15 protein-coding genes are annotated in these 19,158 nt (G+C 58.4%); 10 read left to right on the forward strand and 5 right to left on the reverse strand.

The genetic code is table 11. From position 1 onward, the window contains the following. Window positions 1-22 precede the first annotated feature (22 nt). Window positions 23-841, forward strand: coding sequence for an iron uptake system protein EfeO (gene efeO, locus ACYASS_RS07770; RefSeq protein ID WP_122663806.1), 819 nt, complete (start codon window positions 23-25; stop codon window positions 839-841). A gap of 178 nt (window positions 842-1,019) precedes the next feature. On the opposite strand, the gene ACYASS_RS07775 is transcribed toward efeO, so the two are convergent. Beyond that, window positions 1,020-1,688, reverse strand: a complete 669-nt coding sequence (locus ACYASS_RS07775) for a polysaccharide lyase family 7 protein (RefSeq protein ID WP_243248587.1) — start codon at window positions 1,686-1,688, stop codon at window positions 1,020-1,022. A 531-nt stretch (window positions 1,689-2,219) separates the two neighbouring features. On the opposite strand from ACYASS_RS07775, the gene ACYASS_RS07780 reads away from it, so the two are divergent. Genes ACYASS_RS07780 through ACYASS_RS07800 form a run of 5 tightly spaced genes read left to right on the forward strand, consistent with a single transcriptional unit; the run spans window position 2,220 to window position 7,288 of the window. Continuing rightward, on the forward strand, window positions 2,220-2,672 hold the full coding sequence (locus tag ACYASS_RS07780; protein WP_463585702.1) for a MarR family winged helix-turn-helix transcriptional regulator: 453 nt from the start codon (window positions 2,220-2,222) through the stop codon (window positions 2,670-2,672). Further along, entirely contained in the window at window positions 2,669-4,756 is a 2,088-nt protein-coding gene (locus tag ACYASS_RS07785) for an FUSC family protein (protein ID WP_463585703.1), read from the forward strand. The genes ACYASS_RS07780 and ACYASS_RS07785 overlap by 4 nt, the downstream gene beginning before the upstream one ends. Beyond that, on the forward strand, window positions 4,753-4,962 hold the full coding sequence (locus tag ACYASS_RS07790; RefSeq protein ID WP_027902485.1) for a DUF1656 domain-containing protein: 210 nt from the start codon (window positions 4,753-4,755) through the stop codon (window positions 4,960-4,962). Before ACYASS_RS07785 ends, ACYASS_RS07790 begins: the two co-directional genes overlap by 4 nt. Next, complete coding sequence (locus tag ACYASS_RS07795) at window positions 4,959-5,858, forward strand: efflux RND transporter periplasmic adaptor subunit (protein ID WP_463585704.1); 900 nt, start codon at window positions 4,959-4,961, stop codon at window positions 5,856-5,858. Before ACYASS_RS07790 ends, ACYASS_RS07795 begins: the two co-directional genes overlap by 4 nt. Further along, window positions 5,855-7,288 carry an efflux transporter outer membrane subunit gene (locus tag ACYASS_RS07800; RefSeq protein ID WP_463585705.1) on the forward strand — a complete coding sequence of 478 codons (1,434 nt, stop codon included), beginning with the start codon at window positions 5,855-5,857 and terminating at the stop codon, window positions 7,286-7,288. The genes ACYASS_RS07795 and ACYASS_RS07800 overlap by 4 nt, the downstream gene beginning before the upstream one ends. A 208-nt stretch (window positions 7,289-7,496) precedes the next feature. Here ACYASS_RS07800 and ACYASS_RS07805 read toward each other — a convergent pair whose 3' ends face one another. Beyond that, window positions 7,497-8,519: a transporter gene (locus ACYASS_RS07805; RefSeq protein ID WP_463585706.1), complete on the reverse strand. Its 1,023-nt coding sequence runs from the start codon at window positions 8,517-8,519 to the stop codon at window positions 7,497-7,499. 280 nt (window positions 8,520-8,799) lie between these two features. Then, the gene (locus ACYASS_RS07810) at window positions 8,800-9,627 is read right to left on the reverse strand and encodes an aldo/keto reductase (RefSeq protein ID WP_463585707.1); all 828 of its coding nucleotides are present in this window, start codon (window positions 9,625-9,627) and stop codon (window positions 8,800-8,802) included. A gap of 369 nt (window positions 9,628-9,996) precedes the next feature. Here ACYASS_RS07810 and ACYASS_RS07815 point away from each other — a divergent pair, with 369 nt between their 5' ends. Beyond that, complete coding sequence (locus ACYASS_RS07815; protein ID WP_243249115.1) at window positions 9,997-11,613, forward strand: inorganic phosphate transporter; 1,617 nt, start codon at window positions 9,997-9,999, stop codon at window positions 11,611-11,613. Between the two features lie 157 nt (window positions 11,614-11,770). Here ACYASS_RS07815 and egtB read toward each other — a convergent pair whose 3' ends face one another. Together egtB and ACYASS_RS07825 are read right to left on the reverse strand one after the other, a co-directional pair. Next, window positions 11,771-13,921, reverse strand: coding sequence for an ergothioneine biosynthesis protein EgtB (gene egtB, locus ACYASS_RS07820; protein ID WP_463585708.1), 2,151 nt, complete (start codon window positions 13,919-13,921; stop codon window positions 11,771-11,773). Between the two features lie 130 nt (window positions 13,922-14,051). After that, window positions 14,052-14,420, reverse strand: a complete 369-nt coding sequence (locus ACYASS_RS07825) for a DUF427 domain-containing protein (protein WP_463585709.1) — start codon at window positions 14,418-14,420, stop codon at window positions 14,052-14,054. A gap of 362 nt (window positions 14,421-14,782) precedes the next feature. On the opposite strand from ACYASS_RS07825, the gene ACYASS_RS07830 reads away from it, so the two are divergent. From ACYASS_RS07830 to ACYASS_RS07840, 3 genes are all read left to right on the forward strand, one after another. Further along, window positions 14,783-15,958 carry an XdhC family protein gene (locus ACYASS_RS07830; RefSeq protein ID WP_463585710.1) on the forward strand — a complete coding sequence of 392 codons (1,176 nt, stop codon included), beginning with the start codon at window positions 14,783-14,785 and terminating at the stop codon, window positions 15,956-15,958. Between the two features lie 109 nt (window positions 15,959-16,067). Further along, window positions 16,068-17,747 (forward strand): MFS transporter, encoded by a 1,680-nt coding sequence (locus ACYASS_RS07835; protein ID WP_463585711.1) that lies wholly within the window; start codon window positions 16,068-16,070, stop codon window positions 17,745-17,747. Then, entirely contained in the window at window positions 17,744-18,934 is a 1,191-nt protein-coding gene (locus ACYASS_RS07840) for an HlyD family secretion protein (protein ID WP_463585712.1), read from the forward strand. Before ACYASS_RS07835 ends, ACYASS_RS07840 begins: the two co-directional genes overlap by 4 nt. Window positions 18,935-19,158: the final 224 nt, after the last annotated feature.

Raw genomic sequence — 19,158 nt, forward strand, 5'->3', positions numbered from 1 at the left:
CCACCTCAACAGGAAGAGTCCCATGAAGAAGTTGCCTTTTGCTTTGCTGCTCACCGCAGGTCTGCTGCAGACCCCGGTCTTCGCCGCCACCGCGCCGCTGGACCTGGTAGGGCCGGTTTCGGATTACAAGATCTACGTCACCGAACAAATTGGTGAACTGGTCAGCCACACTCAGAAATTCACCGATGCAGTGAAGAAAGGCGACCTGGCTACAGCCAAAAAGCTGTACGCGCCCACCCGCGTGTTTTACGAAGAAATCGAGCCAATGGCTGAACTGTTCAGCGATCTTGATGCGTCCATCGACTCACGTGTCGATGACCACGAAGCTGGCGTGAATGCCGAGGACTTCACCGGCTTCCACCGCCTGGAATATGCACTGTTTTCGCAGAACACCACCAAGGATCAGGGGCCGATCGCTGACAAGCTGATGGCCGACGTGAAGGATCTGGAAACCCGCGTCGCCGGTCTGACCTTCCCGCCTGAAAAGGTAGTGGGCGGTGCTGCTGCGCTGCTGGAAGAAGTCGCTGCGACCAAGATCTCCGGTGAAGAAGACCGCTACAGCCACACCGACCTGTATGACTTCCAGGGCAACATCGACGGCGCGAAGAAAATCGTCGACCTGTTCCGTCCGCAAATCGAGAAGTCCGACAAGGTGTTCGCTGCCAAGGTCGACAAGAACTTCGCGACCGTGGACAAGATCCTGGCCAAGTACAAGACCAAAGATGGCGGTTTCGAAACGTACGACAAAGTGAAAGAGAACGACCGCAAAGCGCTGGTTGGCCCGGTTAACACCCTGGCTGAAGACCTGTCGACCCTGCGTGGCAAGCTGGGCTTGAATTGATTTAACCCGATCCTGTGGGATTGGGGTGGAATTGATCTGACCCGATCCTGTGGGAGCTGGGCTTGCCCGCGATACATGAGACGCGGTTTGAAGACACACCGCGTTATCGTTTATCGCGGGCAAGCCCAGCTCCCACAGGGGTGTTGCATTCCCCTGTGAGATATCTGCCAAGCCTTATTCACGCCTTCTTGTCGTGATTGATGATCAGCTTGTAAAACGTTGCAGCCCCGCCTTCGGTGGCATATCCAGTGTTGTCCTGGGTATACACACCCGCCTTGAAGTACAGCAGCTTGTCTTTCCAGCCTGCATCCAGCTTGGCACTCCACACATAATCAGCGGCATTGACTGACAGATTGCCTGCCGGAGTCAGATGGATGCTGTAGCTGAAGCGTTCGTTCAAAGGCACGCCTGAAGCAATGTTGATCACTTCGATTTCAGAGTCCGGACCACGACGAAACTTGGCAACGATATTGCCAGTCTGCAGTTTTTCCTTGAACTGGTACTCCACCTTGAGCAACGGCTCGGTGCTCTGGAAAGCGTGAATCTGGCCTATAACGATTTTGCCGGTAGAAGGCACTTGATTGACCGTGAGTGCAGCACGCAGGAAGTTGTCCGCCTGGGAATAGGTCCAGTTGTAAACTTTGCCGTCCGCTGTCGTCTCTCGCAGTTCCGTCCTTGGAAATTTAGCGTTCTCGGTTTTGGACCCCGTCACTGGTGCCCAGAAGAACAAAGTATTGCCCGAACGAAAATAACCATCCTGATAACCCTGAACCAGCTTGGGGGTATCGATAATGACGGATGGAGTGCCTACAGGAATGGAAAGGTTCCAGGTGGCGAGGTCGATCATTGCATGCTCACAAGGTGCGACAAGCGCACCGACAAAGGTCTCTAAACCGGGCGTTGTGGCTACCCGATGGCTTCGTCTGGCATATCGGCTGAATCGATTTTTTTCTGAACGGTGCACGGCACTGGATTGGCGTCAATAAAACAACACAAACCTCCTAAAGCCACTATTTCGGCATCATTCCTCGCGCCTCTGACCGGACCCTTGGCTGACCTGGAGAGGCCATCAAATCTACAAACCTCAAAATGTGAACCACGTCAGTTTTTTGGACGAGCGTCCATGAAACGAGCTTTAAGAGGCAAAAAACCCTCGCTGATAGCCGACGAACGGTATGAAAATAATTACTTCTCCGGGCACTTTTCTTAAATACCCGTGTCTTTATCGTCCTCTTTACCCTTCCTCCGGCTCTTGAAATCCCCACTGCCACTCGGCAATTCAGGCTTGACTGTAAGACTTTGTTACAGGATTATAGTTAGCAAGCTAATTATATTGTCACGAACAATGTCCTCGCTAACTAATTCCACCGGTTCCGTTATGTCCCTTGATTCCCTGCAGATGAGCATCAGCAGCGGCATGGTCGCCTCATCCCGCCAATGGCGCCGTATCTGCCACAACACCTTGGTGCGTTACGGCGTTTCCGAAGCCTGCGCTGCTCCACTGTTGATGATTCTGCGTCTTGGTGATGGCGTGAATCAGGTCACCGTTGCACACGCCGCAGGTATGGAAAGCCCTACCCTCGTCCGCCTGCTGGACCAGCTCTGCAACGCCGACATCGTTTGCCGCACCGAAGACCCGTCGGATCGTCGGGCGAAATCCCTGAGCCTCACCGAAAATGGTCGCGTCGTGGCGCTGGCCATCGAGGACGAATTGCTGCGCTTGCGTCGCGAGGTGCTCAAAGGCGTGGCCAAGGAAGACCTCGAAGCGACCCTGCGGGTCTTCAAGGCGTTCAGCGACGCCGCCAATCAAGACAGCACGGGGTCGCTTTGAAAGATTTCTTCGCCGGCGTGCCCCCCGCACGAGACTGGTTTTACGGTGTACGCACCTTCGGCGCGTCCATGCTGGCGTTGTACATCGCCCTGCTCATGGAAATGCCGCGGCCGTACTGGGCAATGGCAACGGTCTATATCGTTTCCAGCCCATTCGTAGGCCCGACCAGCTCCAAAGCGTTGTACCGTGCGCTGGGTACTTTGACGGGCGCTGCGGCTTCGGTCTTTATCGTGCCGATGTTCGTGCAGACACCGTTTCTGCTGGCCGTCGTGATTGCTCTGTGGACAGGTACCTTGCTGTTTCTGTCGTTGCATCTGCGCACCGCCAATAGCTATGCGCTGATGCTGGCGGGTTACACCATGCCGCTGATTTCATTCCCGGTGGTGGACAACCCGCAAGCGGTGTTCGAGATCGCCGTGTCCCGTACTGAAGAAATCTTCCTCGGCATCATCTGCGCGGCTGTTGTCGGCAGCATGTTCTGGCCACGTCGGCTGGCGCCGGTCATGCAAGGCGCGGCGGATAAATGGTTTACCGATGCCTCGGCCTACAGCGATCGCTTCCTGGCGCGCAACACGAGTACTGAAGAAGTCGGCGCGCTGCGAAGCTCGATGGTCGGCACCTTTAATACCCTTGAGCTGATGATCGGCCAACTTCCTCATGAAGGCGCAAGCAAACAAACAGTGCGCAACGCCAAAGAGCTGCGCGGCCGCATGATCCACCTGCTGCCGGTGATCGATGCGCTGGATGACGCTTTATGGGCATTGGAGCGGCGCACGCCAGAACTGGTCGCCAATCTCGCGCCGCTGTTGATCGAGACGCGCGCCTGGCTGGAAAACACCGCCAGCGGCCTGCAGACAAAACAATGGGAAGCCTTGCATCAGGAGCTTGAGCGCTTGCAACCGACTGAAGCGCAGCTCGACGACCGCCGCCAGTTGCTGCTGTCCAACGCTCTGTATCGGCTGGGTGAGTTCATTGACTTGTGGCAGGACTGCCGCACCTTGCAACACGCGATCAAGACTGACGATCAGACGCCATGGCGCGCCGTCTACCGGCATTGGCGGCTGGCGCGCATCACGCCGTTTCTGGATCGCGGGCTGATGCTCTATTCGGTGATGACCTCGGTATTGGCGATCATCGTGGCCTCGGTGCTGTGGATTCTGCTCGGCTGGACAGACGGTGCAGCCGCCGTGGCACTGGCCGCCGTGTCCTGCAGCTTCTTCGCAGCGATGGACGATCCGGCTCCACAGATTTACCGGTTCTTCTTCTGGACCATGCTGTCCGTGCTCTTCGCCAGTCTTTACCTGTTTGTGGTCCTGCCCAACCTGCATGATTTTCCGATGCTGGTACTCGCCTTCGCAGTGCCGTTTATCTGCGTCGGCACCCTGACCGTTCAGCCGCGTTTTTATCTCGGCACCTTGCTGACCATCGTCAACACGTCGTCCTTTGTCAGCATCCAGAGCGCCTATGACGCGGACTTTCTGAACTTCATCAACTCGAATCTGGCGGGTCCGGTAGGTCTGCTGTTTGCCTTTATATGGACCCTGATCATGCGTCCGTTTGGCGTGGAGCTGGCGGTCAAACGCCTGACCCGCTTCAGTTGGCGCGACATTGTGGCCCTGAGCGAACCGGCCTCGCTGGCGGAACACCGTGCCATGGGCGCGCAGATGCTTGATCGTCTGATGCAGCAACTGCCGCGTCTGACTATCACAGCTCAGGACACCGGTATTGCCCTGCGTGACCTCCGTGTGGCGCTGAATCTGCTCGACATGCTGGCCTGGTTACCCAGGGCGCATGCGGCACAACAGTTAGTCTTGCGTCAGGTCGTGGAAGAAGTCGGCAGCCACTTCAAGGCCTGCCTGAAAGCGAACGAACGTCTGCCCGCGCCCAAAGGCATGTTGATGACCATGGACCGCGCCCGCCGTGCGCTGAGTGTTGAGTCACTGGGGCTGGATCCGGCCCGCCAGCATTTGTTACACGCCCTGAGCGGCCTGCGCCTGGCATTGTTACCCGGCGTGGAAATCGTCAACGCGGCGACCGAAACCGAAGAACTTGCGCCCCACGGCCTTGACGGAGCGTCCCTATGATTGGCGATCTGGACATCAGCGGGGTCTTCGTGCCCACGTTTCTCGCGCTGATGGGCATTACCTATTTACTGTTTCTCGGGGTCCACGCGGTGTTATCGCGTACCCATTTCTACCGTCTGGTCTGGCACCGGGCATTGTTCAACGTAGGTCTATACGCTTTGTTGCTCGGCGCCGTGGATACTCTCAGTCGATACCTGATGAAATGAAAAAACCTCTGCTTACTTTGGGCCGCGTGGTCCTGACTCTGCTGGTTGTGACCTTTGCTGCCATCGTCGTGTGGCGCATGGTCATGTATTACATGTACGCGCCCTGGACCCGCGACGGTCACATCCGCGCCGACATCGTCCAGATCGCGCCGGACGTGTCCGGGCTGATCGAGAAAGTCGAAGTCGGGGATAACCAGTTGGTCAGCAAAGGCCAGGTGCTGTTCACCATCGACCAGGACCGCTTCCGCCTCGCGTTACGCCAGGCCAAGGCGACGGTTGCCGAGCGTCAGGAAACCTGGGAACAGGCCCGCCGCGAGAACAAGCGAAACCGTGGCCTCGGTAATCTGGTGGCCCGTGAGCAACTGGAAGAAAGCCAGTCCCGGGAAGCTCGCGCGCTGTCGGCGTTACAGGAATCACAAGTCGCGGTGGATGCCGCGCAGTTGAACCTGGATCGCTCAGTGATTCGCAGCCCCGTGGACGGCTACCTCAACGACCGGGCACCGCGCTCCCACGAGTTCGTCACCGCTGGCCGACCTGTCCTGTCAGTGGTGGATAACGCGTCCTTCCACATTGATGGCTACTTCGAAGAAACCAAGCTCGACGGCATTCATATTGGCCAGAGCGTGGACATCCGGGTAGTCGGCGATAACGCCCGTCTGCGTGGTCACGTGGTAAGCATCGTCGCCGGTATCGAAGACCGTGACCGCACCAGTGGCTCCAACCTGCTGCCCAACGTTAACCCGGCGTTCAGTTGGGTACGCCTGGCCCAGCGCATTCCAGTGCGCATCGCCTTCGACGAAGTACCGGACAACTTCCGCATGATCGCCGGGCGGACGGCGACGGTGTCGATCATCGAAGACAGCCAGGAGATTCACACAGAGGAGCCTGGCAAATGACACACCTCACGCGCCTGACGGCAACGGTCGGGCTTGGCTTGCTGCTGTCGGCGTGTCAGATGGTTGGCCCCGACTACAAACTGCCCAAAGACGCCGCGATCAATCGCGCGGACCTGCAGGGCGAGTTGGCAGGGGAATCGGTCAACACGATTTCTGCGCCCGTGCCTGCTGACTGGTGGCGTCTGTATCAGGACCCACGTCTGGATCAACTGGTGCAGCAGGCCATGGCCTCCAACACCGACCTGCGCATCGCTGCCGCGAACCTGCAACGTGCTCGTTATCAGACCTCCGAAGCCGAGGCTGCGGGCGGTTTTACCACCAGCGCCAAAGCCGGTGCTCAGCGCCTTCAAGAGTCCGGCGAAGCGTTTTTGCTGTCCGAGAAAGTCCCGGTGGGCAACGTGGGTGATGTAGGTATCACCACTTCGTATCAGTTTGATTTGTTCGGCACGCTGCAACGAGGCATCGAAGCGGCCAGCGCCAATGTCGACGCTGCGCAGGCTGCGGCCGACACCGCACGTATTACCCTGGTGGCTGACGTGGTTCGCGCCTACACCCAGGTCTGCGCCGCCAACGAAGAACATGACATCGCCATGGAGTCGCTGAACCTTCAACAGCAGAGCGTCAGCCTGACCCAGCGTCTGCGTGACGCCGGGCGTGGTGATGAAACTCAGGTAACGCGCTCGCAAACCCAGTTCAAATCCTTGAGCGCTGAACTGCCGCGTTACGAAGCCTTGCGTCAGACCGGTCTCTATCGTTTGTCGATGCTGCTGGCCAAACCGCTGGATCAACTACCGGCGGGCGTGAGCACCTGTAATGAATTGCCGCATATCGCGCAGGTCATGCCGGTGGGTGATGGCGCAGCACTGCTCAAGCGTCGTCCGGATGTACGTCAGGCAGAACGGCGTCTGGCGGCATCGACCGCTGAAATCGGTGTGGCGACGGGTGAGTTGTACCCGGACATCAGCATTGGTGCGACGGTCGGCACTGTGGGTCTGTTGGAAAACCTGGGCAAGCCGGTCGCCAATCGATGGGGCTTTGGTCCGTTGATTAACTGGACAGTACCGTCGAACGGCGCTCGTGCGCGGATTCATGAGGCTGAGGCGTCAAGCCAGGCGGCATTGGCGCGCTTTGATGGTGTGGTGCTGAATGCTATCCGGGAAACCCAGACGGGTCTGGCGCAATATACGGCCCTGTTACAACGCCGCGATGCGCTGACTGATGCCGCGCAATCTGCGGAGCAGGCAGCGGATCAGACGCATCGTTTCTTCAAGGCGGGGCGTGCTTCGTTTCTGGCAGATTTGCAGGCGACCCGGACTTATACCGATGTGCGTGCGCAGTTGGCGACGGCCAATACGCAGGTGGCGATGGGGCAGATTGATCTGTTTCTGGCGTTGGGTGGGGGTTGGGAGAGTAGCGGAGCCAAGCCTTGAGCGTTTTTGCGTAGCTGTCGCGGCTTGTGTGCATATCCGTTACTGCGGTGATGGCGGATATTGGTTGCGCTTTTACAGCGCGTCACTTTCGAAGATCCGGAAGCCGGCCCAGGCGAAAGTAACGCGCTGTAAAAGCGCAACCAATGTCAGCCGTTACCCCACCAACGGATATGTACTCAAACCACCTAACGCGCGAAAGCGCAAAAACCTACCCCTGATCCCGACTTTTGCGAAACGCCCACCGCCCCGCAATCAACGTAAACGTCGCAACCAGCGCCACCAACACCCAAAAACCCTCAGGATCGCTCGCCAACGGAATACCGCCAACGTTCATCCCGAAGAAACCCGCAACGATGTTGATCGGCAGCGCCAGCACCGTCACTACCGTTAACGTAAACAACGTGCGGCTGCTCTGCTCGTTAAGGTTCGCGGCGATCTCCTCCTGCAGTAACTTGATCCGCTCCCCCAAAGCCACCAAGTCACTGATCACCAGCGCCGACTCCTCAGTGGACTGACGCAACTCCTGCACATCCGCCTCCAGCAACCAGTCCGGCGGACGATGCAGCAGGCGCATCAGCGAACCAGGTTCCAGCGCCAACAGACGTTGCAAGCGCACCAACACCCGGCGCATGGCACCCAGTTCCGAGCGGTTGTTGCTCAGCCGCTGGGAAAGCAACTGATCTTCGATCTTGTCGACACTCAAGCTGGTCTTGCGCAAAAACTGCGTCAGCACTTCGCCCTGATCCCGTAGTAGATGCACCAACAGCTCAAGGGGCGAACGAAACCGCTCGCCACGCTTGACCGAAGAACGCAGCTTGTCCACCGAACGCAAAGGATGCAGCCGGGCTGTGATCAGCAGGTTGTGGTGAGTGCAGACCCACAACGTGGAAATGTCAGTCGACAACATGTTGAAGTCGAAGACCACGTCGTTGACCACCGCCAGCAGCGCGGAATCCACATGTTCGATACGGGTCGAGCGGGAGCCTTCGTGCAGGGCTTCGAAGAACTCGTCCGGCAGGCGCAGATGGGTTTTCATCCAGCGCTCACAAGCCGCATGGGCCAGATTCAGATGCAGCCAGATGAACTCTTCACTGTCCTGGCTGGAATCCAGGCAGTGCAGTGCAGCAGCAGAACCGATTTCCCTGCCGCTTTCTCCAGGCTTGAAACTGAAACCGTAAAGCAGGCCGAACAGATCTGAATCCTGGTGGTTCTGCACGATGCTTTGGTTCATGAATGCTCGCTGGCCGTGATGCGCCGGGTCCATGGCAAAGGGACGAAGTGCGCATCATGACAAGCGGTTGTTGCAGATTTGTTGCAATTTATTGCAAGAATAGCTGAATGGGTAAGAGGCGGTTCCACTGTCTGAGCATTCTCCGATTCCCTGTGGGAGCGGTGCTTGCCCGCGATAAAGGCGACGCGGTTTGAAGGATAAACCGCGGCGTTCTTATCGCGGGCAAGCACCGCTCCCACATAAGATCGCATCCCTTCAGTGATTCATATTGATCAGTCCGTCAAACCATCGCCAACGGCATCTTGCGGGTCGGTACCGGCCAGGCTCTGTCCAGGTCCGCGAGGTCTTGTGCGGTCAGGACCAACTCAGCCGCCGCGGCGTTGAGTTCGATGTGCTTGGGAGTGACCGCCTTGGGGATCGCGATCATGTTGCTCTGACGCAATACCCACGCGAGGCTGATCTGCGCCGCCGTCGCATTGTGACGCAAAGCGATCTCGTGCAACGCCGGATGATGCAGGAGGTTACCCGCCTGACCCTGACCAATCGGGCAGTACGCCATGATGGGCAGGTTGTTGGCATGCGCCCAAGGCAGCAGATCAAACTCGATGGCGCGATCTTCCGGGTTGTACAGCACCTGATTGGTCGCGCAGGCAGGATTGCCCAGCTCCAGCATGTCGGGCACGTCGAAGTTCGAGACGCCCCAACGGCCGATCTTGCCTTCTTCACGCAGACGCTCGAACGCCTCGACGGTTTCTTCCAGAGGATAAGAACCCGGCCAGTGCAGCAGGTATAGATCGATGTAGTCGGTCTTCATCCGCTTGAGGCTGCGTTCGCAGGCCGCCGGGATGCCTTGTCGGCTGGCGTTATGCGGATAAACCTTGCTCACCACGAAGACTTTATCGCGCTGCCCGGCAATGGCCTCGCCGACGATTTGTTCGGCGGTACCGTCAGCGTACATTTCTGCGGTATCGATCAGGTTCATCCCCAGTTCGATGCCTTGACACAGGGCGCGAATCTCGGCCGAACGCAGGTCCTGTCGCTCCCCCATATGCCAGGTACCCTGGCCGATAACCGGAACCTGTTTATCCGCTAATTCGAGAGTACGCATGGGAAGGCCCGCCAGTGAGTTAAATGATGAGGAATGAGGCAGTGAATCGAAGGAAGGGTTCAGTGCGATGAGCAAAAAACGGGGCTGAGGCTCGGCAGGTCCATGCATTCTTTAAATGAAACGCGATCTCCCGTGGGAGCCGGGCTTGCCCGCGATACATGAGACGCGATGTGAAGACAAACCGCGTTATCGTTTATCGCGGGCAAGCCCGGCTCCCACAGGGGACCGCATTCCAAATCAAGACAGCTGTTGGTGCATGCCGATCATCCGAAAACATTGACTAAGCCCAAGTTCATTGACTTGTGTAGCATCTCGGTAACATTTTGTAATGAACATGGGCAAATCCATTCTTCAACAGGATCAAGCACCATGGCAACCAGCACGTTAGCCCCGGACTCCTTCGAACACGCCAGCGCCTCAAAACCCCAACTGCACCGCAAACCCAGCACCCTGACGATGGTGATTTTCTTCGCCATTCTTGCCACGGGTTTGCTGTTCACCGCCTATAGCCTCAAGCAAGACGTGGACGACATGGGTACCGTGGTGACCACCTGGACGCCGTTTCTATTATTGGGCGTGGCGTTGCTGATCGCTTTGGGGTTCGAGTTCGTCAACGGTTTCCACGACACCGCCAACGCCGTCGCTACGGTGATTTACACCCACTCTTTGCCGCCAGGTTTTGCTGTGGCCTGGTCGGGACTCTTCAACTTTCTTGGCGTGCTGTTTTCCAGCGGTGCAGTGGCGTTCGGCATCATCGCCTTGCTGCCGGTTGAACTGATCCTGCAGGTCGGCTCCGGCGCAGGGTTTGCGATGATCTTCGCGTTGCTGATCGCCGCGATTATCTGGAACCTTGGCACCTGGTGGCTGGGCCTGCCCGCCTCGTCTTCTCACACGCTGATTGGCTCGATCATCGGCGTCGGCATTGCCAATGCCTTGATGCACGGTCGCGATGGCACCAGCGGCGTGGATTGGTCACAAGCGACCAAAATTGGTTACTCGCTACTGCTTTCACCCTTGGTGGGCTTCGGTTGTGCCGCGTTATTACTGCTGGCGATGCGCGCATTCATCAAGAACCGCGCACTCTATAAAGCGCCAGAAGGCAACTCGCCACCGCCATGGTGGATTCGCGGCATGCTGATCGTGACCTGCACCGGCGTCTCCTTCGCTCACGGCTCGAACGACGGGCAAAAAGGCATGGGTTTGATCATGCTGATTCTGGTCGGCACCTTGCCGATGGCTTACGCGTTGAACCGCACAATGCCCGCCGATCAGTCCATTCAATTTGCCGCCGTCGCCGAAGTCACTCAACAGGCACTGACCCGCAACGCACCACTGCCCGCCCCGGCTGATCCACGCCAGACACTGTCGCAGTATCTGGTCAGCAAACAGGAAACCCCGGAGCTGATTCCGGCCCTGGCGGTGATGGCGGGCAAGATCGGTATTCAGGTCAAAGGTTATGGCTCGCTGTCCAAAGTCCCCGCCGAAGCGGTCGCTAACGTGCGTAACGACATGTACCTGACCTCGGAAACCATCCGCCTGATGGAGAAAAACAAGGTCGGCAATTTCGACGCTGACACTCAGGACAAACTCAAACTGTTCAAGGATCAGATCGACAGCGCCACGCGGTTTATTCCAACCTGGGTCAAGATCGCGGTTGCCATCGCGCTGGGTCTGGGCACGCTGGTAGGCTGGCGACGGATCGTGGTGACGGTCGGCGAAAAGATCGGCAAGACCCACATGACCTATGCCCAGGGCGCCTCTGCAGAAGTCGTGGCGATGATGACCATCGGCGCAGCCGACATGTATGGCCTGCCGGTTTCGACCACGCATGTACTGTCATCCGGTGTGGCCGGTTCCATGGTCGCCAACGGCTCGGGCCTGCAACTACGGACACTGCGCAATCTGGCCATGGCCTGGGTATTGACCCTGCCAGCGGCGATCCTGCTGTCGGGATCGCTGTACTGGGTGTTCATTCAAATTTTCTGATGGCCACCCACAGGCAATAAGTGCTCTTTGAGGAAATCGATCAAGGCCCGCAGCTTCGGCGATGCATGCTGACTGGCGGGCCAGATCGCCGGGTTTTAACGGCACTGCTGATCAGCGCCAGCGCACGTCGCGCTGGCTTTCCGGTAGGTAAACACCGCTAGGCGTGCAGGGTAAACAGCGCCACCTCAGGCTCGGTGCTAACCCAATGCTGACTCACCGACCACCCCGCACTGGCAGCCAGCGCGGTAAACGACTCAACGGTGAACTTGTGCGAGTTCTCGGTATGCAGCCGTTCGCCGACGCCGAAATGGAAGGTGTGCCCCGCCACCGAGGCCACTTGCTCCACTCGGCTGACCAGGTGCATTTCCATGCGCAGGTCCTGATCGTTCCACAGCGCCAGATGCTCGAAATCATCAACGTTGAAAGTGCCGTCCAGTTCGCGGTTGATTCGGGTCAGCAGGTTTTTATTGAAGCGAGCGGTCACGCCTTGAGCATCGTCATAAGCCGCGACTAGCGTCTGCGGGTCCTTGACCAGATCGACCCCGACAATGAAATGTGCGTTTTCGCCCAACAGACTGTGGGCCGCACGGAGAAATTTAACCGCCTGCTCAGGGGTGAAATTGCCAATGGTCGAACCTGGGAAAAAACCCACGCGCGGCAAACCGTCAGCTGCCCTGGGCAATTTCAAGGCCCGGGTAAAATCATCAACCTGCGGCGCCACCGTCAAATGCGGGTACTTGTTGCTGAGCTGATGCGCGGCTCGATTCAACGCATTGGCGCTGATGTCGATGGGCACGTACACGCCGATCTGCGGCGCAGCGTCCAGCAGTAAACAGGTCTTGTCACTGGCACCGCTGCCAAACTCGACCAGCGCAGCGCCCTGAGGAATCAGCCCGGCCATTTGGCTTGCCACGTCGGTCAGAAGGCGAGTCTCCGCGCGAGTCGGATAGTATTCTGCGGTCTCGCAGATGGCTTCGAACAGTTGCGAGCCTGAGGCGTCGTAGAAGTATTTCGGTGACAGGTTTTTCACCGGTGATGACAGCCCGGCTATGACGTCACGGGCGAACTCGCTGTCATGGGGATTAACCACACCGGGTTGGCGACTGTCCCGCGCCAGACGCAAGCCGGAAACCACCCAGCGTTTTTCCGGATGAAAGAAGTTACGGTACGTCGCTCGCGAATGGCTGGGCGACGTCACGCTGGCCCCGCCGCGCAAGACCATCTGATTGATCATGAACTTGCCGTTGTACTCACCGACCGCGCTGGCAGCAGGGCGAAAGCCGGGATAGGCGCTGTACGCACTTTGCGTCCATTGCCAGGCTACATCGTCCACTTGCTCAAGCAGCCCTGCCAACGCCGCCGCTTCCCATTCAGCCTCGGTGGGCAATCGCGCATCGGCCCAATGCGCAAAGGCCGCTGCTTCGTAATAGCTGATGTGCGTGACTGGCGCATTCGGATCAAGGGGCTCAAGACCGCGCAGCGTCATGCAACGCCATCCGTGATCGTCGTCGTGTTGCCAGTACATGGGCGCGTCCCAGCCGTTTTCCTGAACGATGGTCCAGCCCTCGGACAACCACAGCCCTGCCTGACTGTACCCCCCCGCGTCCATGAACTTCAGCCATTCGCCGTTGGTGACCAGTCGATCGCTGATTTCAAAGGACTGCAAATAAGTGGTGTGCCGCGGACCTTCGTTGTCAAAAGCAAAGTCGCTGCCTTGATGACCAATCTCGGTCAGCCCGCCTTTCAAAGGCTTATACCGGCCACGTCTCCCGGCGCTGTCTTTGAGCCATTGAGGGTCGTAAGCCGGTTTGAGGGAAGAGGTGCTGAACAGATGAAGGATGTCCATCAGCAGCAACTCCTGATGCTGCTCTTCATGAGCAAGACCCAGTTCGATCAGGCTGTTTAGCGCCGAAGGCAGCGGTTGTTGCAACAGGCTGCTCATATGGCGATCGACGTGTTCGCGATAAGCCATTACCTGATCAACCCCGGGGCGTGTCATCAAACCACGTTGCGGGCGGGGATGACGCGGGCCAACGGCTTCGTAATAAGAGTTGAAGAGGTAGCCGAAGGCTGGGTCGAAAGGCTCGTAGCCGGGAATGTTTTCGCTGAGCAGGAAGGTCTCGAAAAACCACGTGGTGTGTGCGATGTGCCATTTGGCCGGGCTGGCGTCCGGCATGGACTGGACTACCATGTCTTCGGCGCTCAGAGGGGCGGCAAGATTACGGGTTCGGCTGCGTACGTTCTGATAACGCTTGAGCAGTTCGTTGGCCGCTGGAATCTGGCGAGGCTCGCGTGAGGGGCTGATCATCAGTGTGAATCTCCGGCGTGGCCGCAACCTGTTTGTTCAGGGAGTGCGGCGTCGAGCATTTCATTTATGAGCAACCGGTAAAAACGGACATGGGTCCACTGGCCACCTGCATCTGCCCAAAAGCGTCCTGTCAGCCCTGCGGCAACTCACTCACGAACGTCACCCGATCCGGGTAGAACGCCACGTGATTCCTGAGCTGCGCCACGGCTCGATAAGGCTGTTCATAGCTCCAGACTGCGTTCGGGATACGCAGCCCATGGATATCGAGACTGAAATAATGGGCATCGCCTTTGTACGGGCAGTGGGTTTGATGTTCGGTTCTAACGTAATGTTCAATCCGTATATCCGAACGGGGTATGTATATAACGGGCGGGTATTTGGCTTCTTCGAGCACTAGCGCGTGATCGCTGCGGGCGAGCAGCGTGTCTCTGAAGAACACGCTAACCAAGCCTTTGCAGGGCGTGATAAGGATGGGGTGATCGTAGTCGGGGGTTTTCATGTTCGCCGCCTGTTATCCAATAGCAGACTGCCTGCCGGAATTGAGTGCCTGCAGGGACTGCCTCTGTGCCCATGGCACCGCACGTCTCACGGCAAGCATCGGACCTGTAGAAGCTGCCGAAGGCTGCGAAAGCGATGCCCCCGTCAGTCGCTGCACTCGGCAACTCTCGCATTGGCGTTTCTTGAGCCAGTTGCCATCAGTGTAGCCAGCCTTGGCCAGTCAGCATTTAACGCGTTCGTATGTCTTGACTGAGCGGCGCAACCACGTATTTTCTGCGGCTTGAACGCCTGCATACGGAACGTTTTCGACGACCCTGCATCCGAACACTCTATGCTGTGCACACAGATTTCCGAGGTTTTGCAATGAATGATCTATCCCGCCTGCTGGAGGCTTTGGCACTCGCTCATACCGACGGGCAGGACGCAGTCATCGCGACGGTGGTCAAGGTCGAGGGGTCGGCTTATCGACGCCCCGGTGCACGAATGGTGATCCCCCAGCTCGGCGGCGCCACCGGCACCGTCAGCGGCGGCTGCCTGGAAAGCGATGTGAGCAAGAAGGCCTGGTGGCTGACGGCTTCAGGCAAGCCGGTAATACGCACCTACAGCACCGGCGAAGATGACGATGACCTCGAAGATGCGGAGCTTAGTTTTGGGCTGGGCTGCAATGGCACGGTGCATATTCTCTTCGAACGGGCCAGTGCACAGACGCCTTCACTGGCAATCAAGGTACTGAAGCAGGTACAAGCCAGCGGCCGACCGGCGGCGCTGGCCACGGTCATAGGCTCCGAAAGCGAACAGCAGACAGCGCTGGGCGAGCGGGTTGCACTGGACGCCGACGGTACGCTTGAGCAGCAGATGCACGATCGGCTATTGGCCCAGACCATTGCCGCTGATCTGCAGACAGTGATGGATGCTGAAAAATCAGCGATTCGCAGTTATGAAGGCCATTCAGGTCCGATTCAAGTCCTGCTCGAATACGTCCCGGCACCTCGCCGTCTAGTCATTTTCGGTGCGGGTCATGATGCGGTGCCGCTGGTCAACATGGCGCACTTGCAGGGTTGGCACACGACGGTGATCGATGCGCGCACACACTTCGCACGCCCCGAACGTTTTTCCGATGCGGATCAAGTCAGCGCCCTGCCCTTGCAGCCTTTCGCCGGAATGCAAGCACTGATCGACGACGCTGCGGTGGTGGTGATGACCCACAGTTACACTCAGGATCGCCACTGGCTGGGGCAGGTGCTCGCCCTGCAGCCACGTTACATCGGCCAACTGGGGCCGCGTAGCAGAACCGAGCGTTTGCTGGACGAGATGAGCAGCGAGACTCGTCAACTGCCCGCTTTCACAACGCTGCACTACCCGGTAGGCCTGGATCTGGGTGGCGATACACCGGCAAGTGTTGCGTTGTCGATTCTGGCGGAGATCAATGCGGTGCTTAACCGTCGCAGTGGCGGGATGCTCAAGCATCGCGAAGCGAGTATTCATGCGGCCGATGTGATGATGGCGGGCGAGACAGGACTGCTGAAGAGTGGGTCTTAGGGCGAGTAGACATACTGCTACAACAGCTCCTACAGACTGCATTCAGATCCCGCTATGACGTGCTGCACCCGATAACAAGCGCAGACTTGCCACAAGGCAGTACCCACGCATGAGCAGTAAATACATTCAGCGCGACTGGGCTCCGCACGAACGGCCAACCATGCCAGGTTCGCCGTCCACGCCGCTGCACTCCACCCAAAAGCGCTGGGCATTCGCGCTGGTCGGAGTCATCGTAGCGCTGACCGGCGGCCTGGGTAATGCGTTGGTGGTCGCCAATCTGCCCTATCTACAAGGCTCGCTGGGCGCAACGACGGCAGAAGTCGCCTGGCTTCCCGCAGCCTATGTGATGACCAACGTCTCCATGAACCTGGTGCTGGTGAAATTTCGTCAGCAGTTTGGCTTACGGACTTTTACTGAACTGTTCCTGGTGCTTTATGCGCTGGTGACTTTTGCACACTTGTTCGTCAACGACCTGAATTCGGCCATCGCGGTGCGTGCCGCCCATGGCATGGTCGGTGCGGCACTGTCGACCCTTGGGCTGTATTACATGATTCAGGCCTTCCCGCAAAAGTGGCGCCTGAAAGCGTTGGTGCTGGGGTTGGGTACAGCACAACTGGCGATTCCCATGGCCCGGTTGGTGTCCGAGGATCTGCTGCAGATTGCCGAGTGGCGAGGGCTTTATTTGTTCGAGCTGGGCATGGCGCTGCTATCGCTGGGTTGCGTGCTGATGCTCAAACTGCCACCGGGAGACCGCTTCAAGGCGTTCGAAAAGCTCGACTTCCTGACCTTCGGACTGCTTTCCACAGGCTTTGCCCTGCTCTGCGCCGTACTATCGCTGGGACGTATCGAATGGTGGCTGGAAAAACCCTGGATCGGCCTGGCATCAGCGGCGTCGATCGGGCTGATCTGCGCTGGCTTGGCCATCGAGCATAACCGCACTAATCCACTGTTGATCACGCGCTGGCTGGGCAGCGGATCCATCCTGCGTCTGGGGCTCGCGGTAATTCTGTTTCGAGTGGTCCTCTCGGAACAATCCATCGGCGCAGTAGGCTTCCTGCAAACCCTGAACATGGGCTCCGAGCAACTGCATTCGCTGTATGCCGTGATGTTGCTGGGCAGCGTCGCCGGGCTGGCGGTCAGTGCGTGGACCATCAACCCGCAGCACCTGATAAAACCGTTGCTGATTTCCCTTGCGATGATCGCCATCGGCGCCTGGATGGACAGCGGCTCGACCAATGTAACCCGGCAATCGAACATGTACCTGAGCCAGTTTCTGCTGGCCTTCGGCGGTACGTTCTTTCTAGGCCCGACGCTGGTGCTGGGCATCAGCAGCGTGATCGCCAACCCACGCAACATGGTCAGTTTTTCAGTCCTGTTTGGTATTACCCAGAATCTTGGCGGGCTGATTGGCTCGGCAGTGTTCGGCACGTTCCAGATCGTGCGGGAAAAATTTCATTCAAGCGTTTTAGTCGAGCACCTGACGTTGATAAATCCCCAGGTTCAGGCCCGTTTGCAGAGTTCCAGCGCCAGCTACGCCTCTGCCATCGCCGACCCATCGTCACGGACTAACCAAGGGATACGCGCCATCGCCACTACGGCCACCCGGGAAGCCAATATTCTGGCTTACAACGACGTATTCATGTTGATTGCACTGATCGCAGTCCTGACCATGGTCTGGATTTCCATTCGTGTGACCTGGCTGAAGATGACCACCAGACCGCTGATGGCGAGCACGCCGAAAGCAGCAACATCCACTCCCGTAACCTCCAGCGGCGCCCAACCTTCATGAATGAACCGACCACGCCTCCCGCCTCGTCAACCGCCGGGCCTAATCCGCCCCCTGAACAACCCGCGTCCTCCGGGCCGCCCCCGGCGCCAGCCGCCGCCCCTGCCAGTAGCGAGCCGCGCTCGTCCCGGACGCGCATCATCTCTTCGATTATTTTTGCCAGCGTGGCGCTGGTCGGCATTCTGATTGTGCTCTACGCGTGGCAACTACCTCCGTTCAGCAGCCCTGTAGAAAGTACGGAAAATGCGCTGGTAAGAGGCCAGACGACGATTATTGGCCCGCAGTTGAGTGGCTACGTGTATGAAGTGCCTGTGCAGGACTTCCAGTTCGTCAAAGCGGGTGATCTGCTGGTGCGCCTGGACGACCGCATTTACCGCCAGCACCTCGACCAGTCACTGGCGCAACTGGGCATCCAGAAAGCCTCACTGGCCAACAATCTGCAACAACGACGCAGTGCTGAAGCGACCATCGCCCAGCGCAAGGCCGCGCTGGAAAATACGATCGCCCAAGGGCGCAAAGCATCTGCAGACCTGCGTCGCAACCAGGCGCTGGTCACCGATGGATCTGTTTCGAAAAGCGAACTGGACGTCAGCCGCGCCGCCGATGCCCAGGCTACTGCCGCCGTCGCCGAAGCGCGCGCGGCACTGGATATCGCCAAAGAAGACTTGCAAACCGTGATCATCAACCGTGGCTCACTGGAGGCGTCGGTGGCCAACGCCGAAGCCGCCATCGAGTTGGCCCGCATTGACCTGAGCAACACTCGAATTCTGGCTCCACGTGACGGCCAGTTAGGGCAGATTGGCGTGCGTCTGGGTGCGTACGTCAATTCCGGCGCGCAGTTGATGGCTCTGGTACCGGACCGGCTTTGGGTCGTCGCCAACATGAAAGAAACGCAGATGGTCAATGTGCGCCTCGGCCAGCCGGTCACCTTTACCGTTGACGCGCTGGGCCATGAAAAAATGCACGGCCGCGTGCAGCGTATTTCGCCTGCTACCGGCTCGGAGTTCAGCCTGCTGCCTGCTGATAACGCCACGGGTAACTTTGTGAAGATTTCTCAGCGGATTCCGGTGCGGATCATTGTCGAACCCGGCCAGCCGTTGGCGAAGCGTTTGCGACCGGGGATGTCGGTGGTGGTCAGCATTGATACCAGTCAGGACGGTGAGGTGCCAGCGGATCCGGGTGGTGAGTGAGGGGACTCATCTTGTGTACATATCCGTTTCTGGGGTAATGACTGATATTGGTTGCGCTTTTACAGCGCGTCACTTTTGAAAGGAGCCCAAAAGGCTTTTGCCCCACCACTTGGTCCCTCGCCTAGGCTCGGGATGCCCGCCCGCAGATCTGAAACCGTGGGCCGCCGCAACGGGCCATCCATGGCCCAATGCGGCTAACCCGGCGTCCTGCCGGGTTACCCACG

The organism is Pseudomonas sp. HP_14 (assembly GCF_055283875.1).

Bases quoted from the DNA above. Each gene is read 5' to 3' on its own strand.
- efeO (WP_122663806.1), top strand. From the start codon at position 23: ATGAAGAAGTTGCCTTTTGCTTTGCTGCTCACCGCAGGTCTGCTGCAG.
- ACYASS_RS07775 (WP_243248587.1), bottom strand. From the start codon at position 1,688: ATGATCGACCTCGCCACCTGGAACCTTTCCATTCCTGTAGGCACTCCA.
- ACYASS_RS07780 (WP_463585702.1), top strand. From the start codon at position 2,220: ATGTCCCTTGATTCCCTGCAGATGAGCATCAGCAGCGGCATGGTCGCC.
- ACYASS_RS07790 (WP_027902485.1), top strand. From the start codon at position 4,753: ATGATTGGCGATCTGGACATCAGCGGGGTCTTCGTGCCCACGTTTCTC.
- ACYASS_RS07795 (WP_463585704.1), top strand. From the start codon at position 4,959: ATGAAAAAACCTCTGCTTACTTTGGGCCGCGTGGTCCTGACTCTGCTG.
- ACYASS_RS07800 (WP_463585705.1), top strand. From the start codon at position 5,855: ATGACACACCTCACGCGCCTGACGGCAACGGTCGGGCTTGGCTTGCTG.
- ACYASS_RS07805 (WP_463585706.1), bottom strand. From the start codon at position 8,519: ATGAACCAAAGCATCGTGCAGAACCACCAGGATTCAGATCTGTTCGGC.
- ACYASS_RS07810 (WP_463585707.1), bottom strand. From the start codon at position 9,627: ATGCGTACTCTCGAATTAGCGGATAAACAGGTTCCGGTTATCGGCCAG.
- ACYASS_RS07815 (WP_243249115.1), top strand. From the start codon at position 9,997: ATGGCAACCAGCACGTTAGCCCCGGACTCCTTCGAACACGCCAGCGCC.
- egtB (WP_463585708.1), bottom strand. From the start codon at position 13,921: ATGATCAGCCCCTCACGCGAGCCTCGCCAGATTCCAGCGGCCAACGAA.
- ACYASS_RS07825 (WP_463585709.1), bottom strand. From the start codon at position 14,420: ATGAAAACCCCCGACTACGATCACCCCATCCTTATCACGCCCTGCAAA.
- ACYASS_RS07830 (WP_463585710.1), top strand. From the start codon at position 14,783: ATGAATGATCTATCCCGCCTGCTGGAGGCTTTGGCACTCGCTCATACC.
- ACYASS_RS07835 (WP_463585711.1), top strand. From the start codon at position 16,068: ATGAGCAGTAAATACATTCAGCGCGACTGGGCTCCGCACGAACGGCCA.
- ACYASS_RS07840 (WP_463585712.1), top strand. From the start codon at position 17,744: ATGAATGAACCGACCACGCCTCCCGCCTCGTCAACCGCCGGGCCTAAT.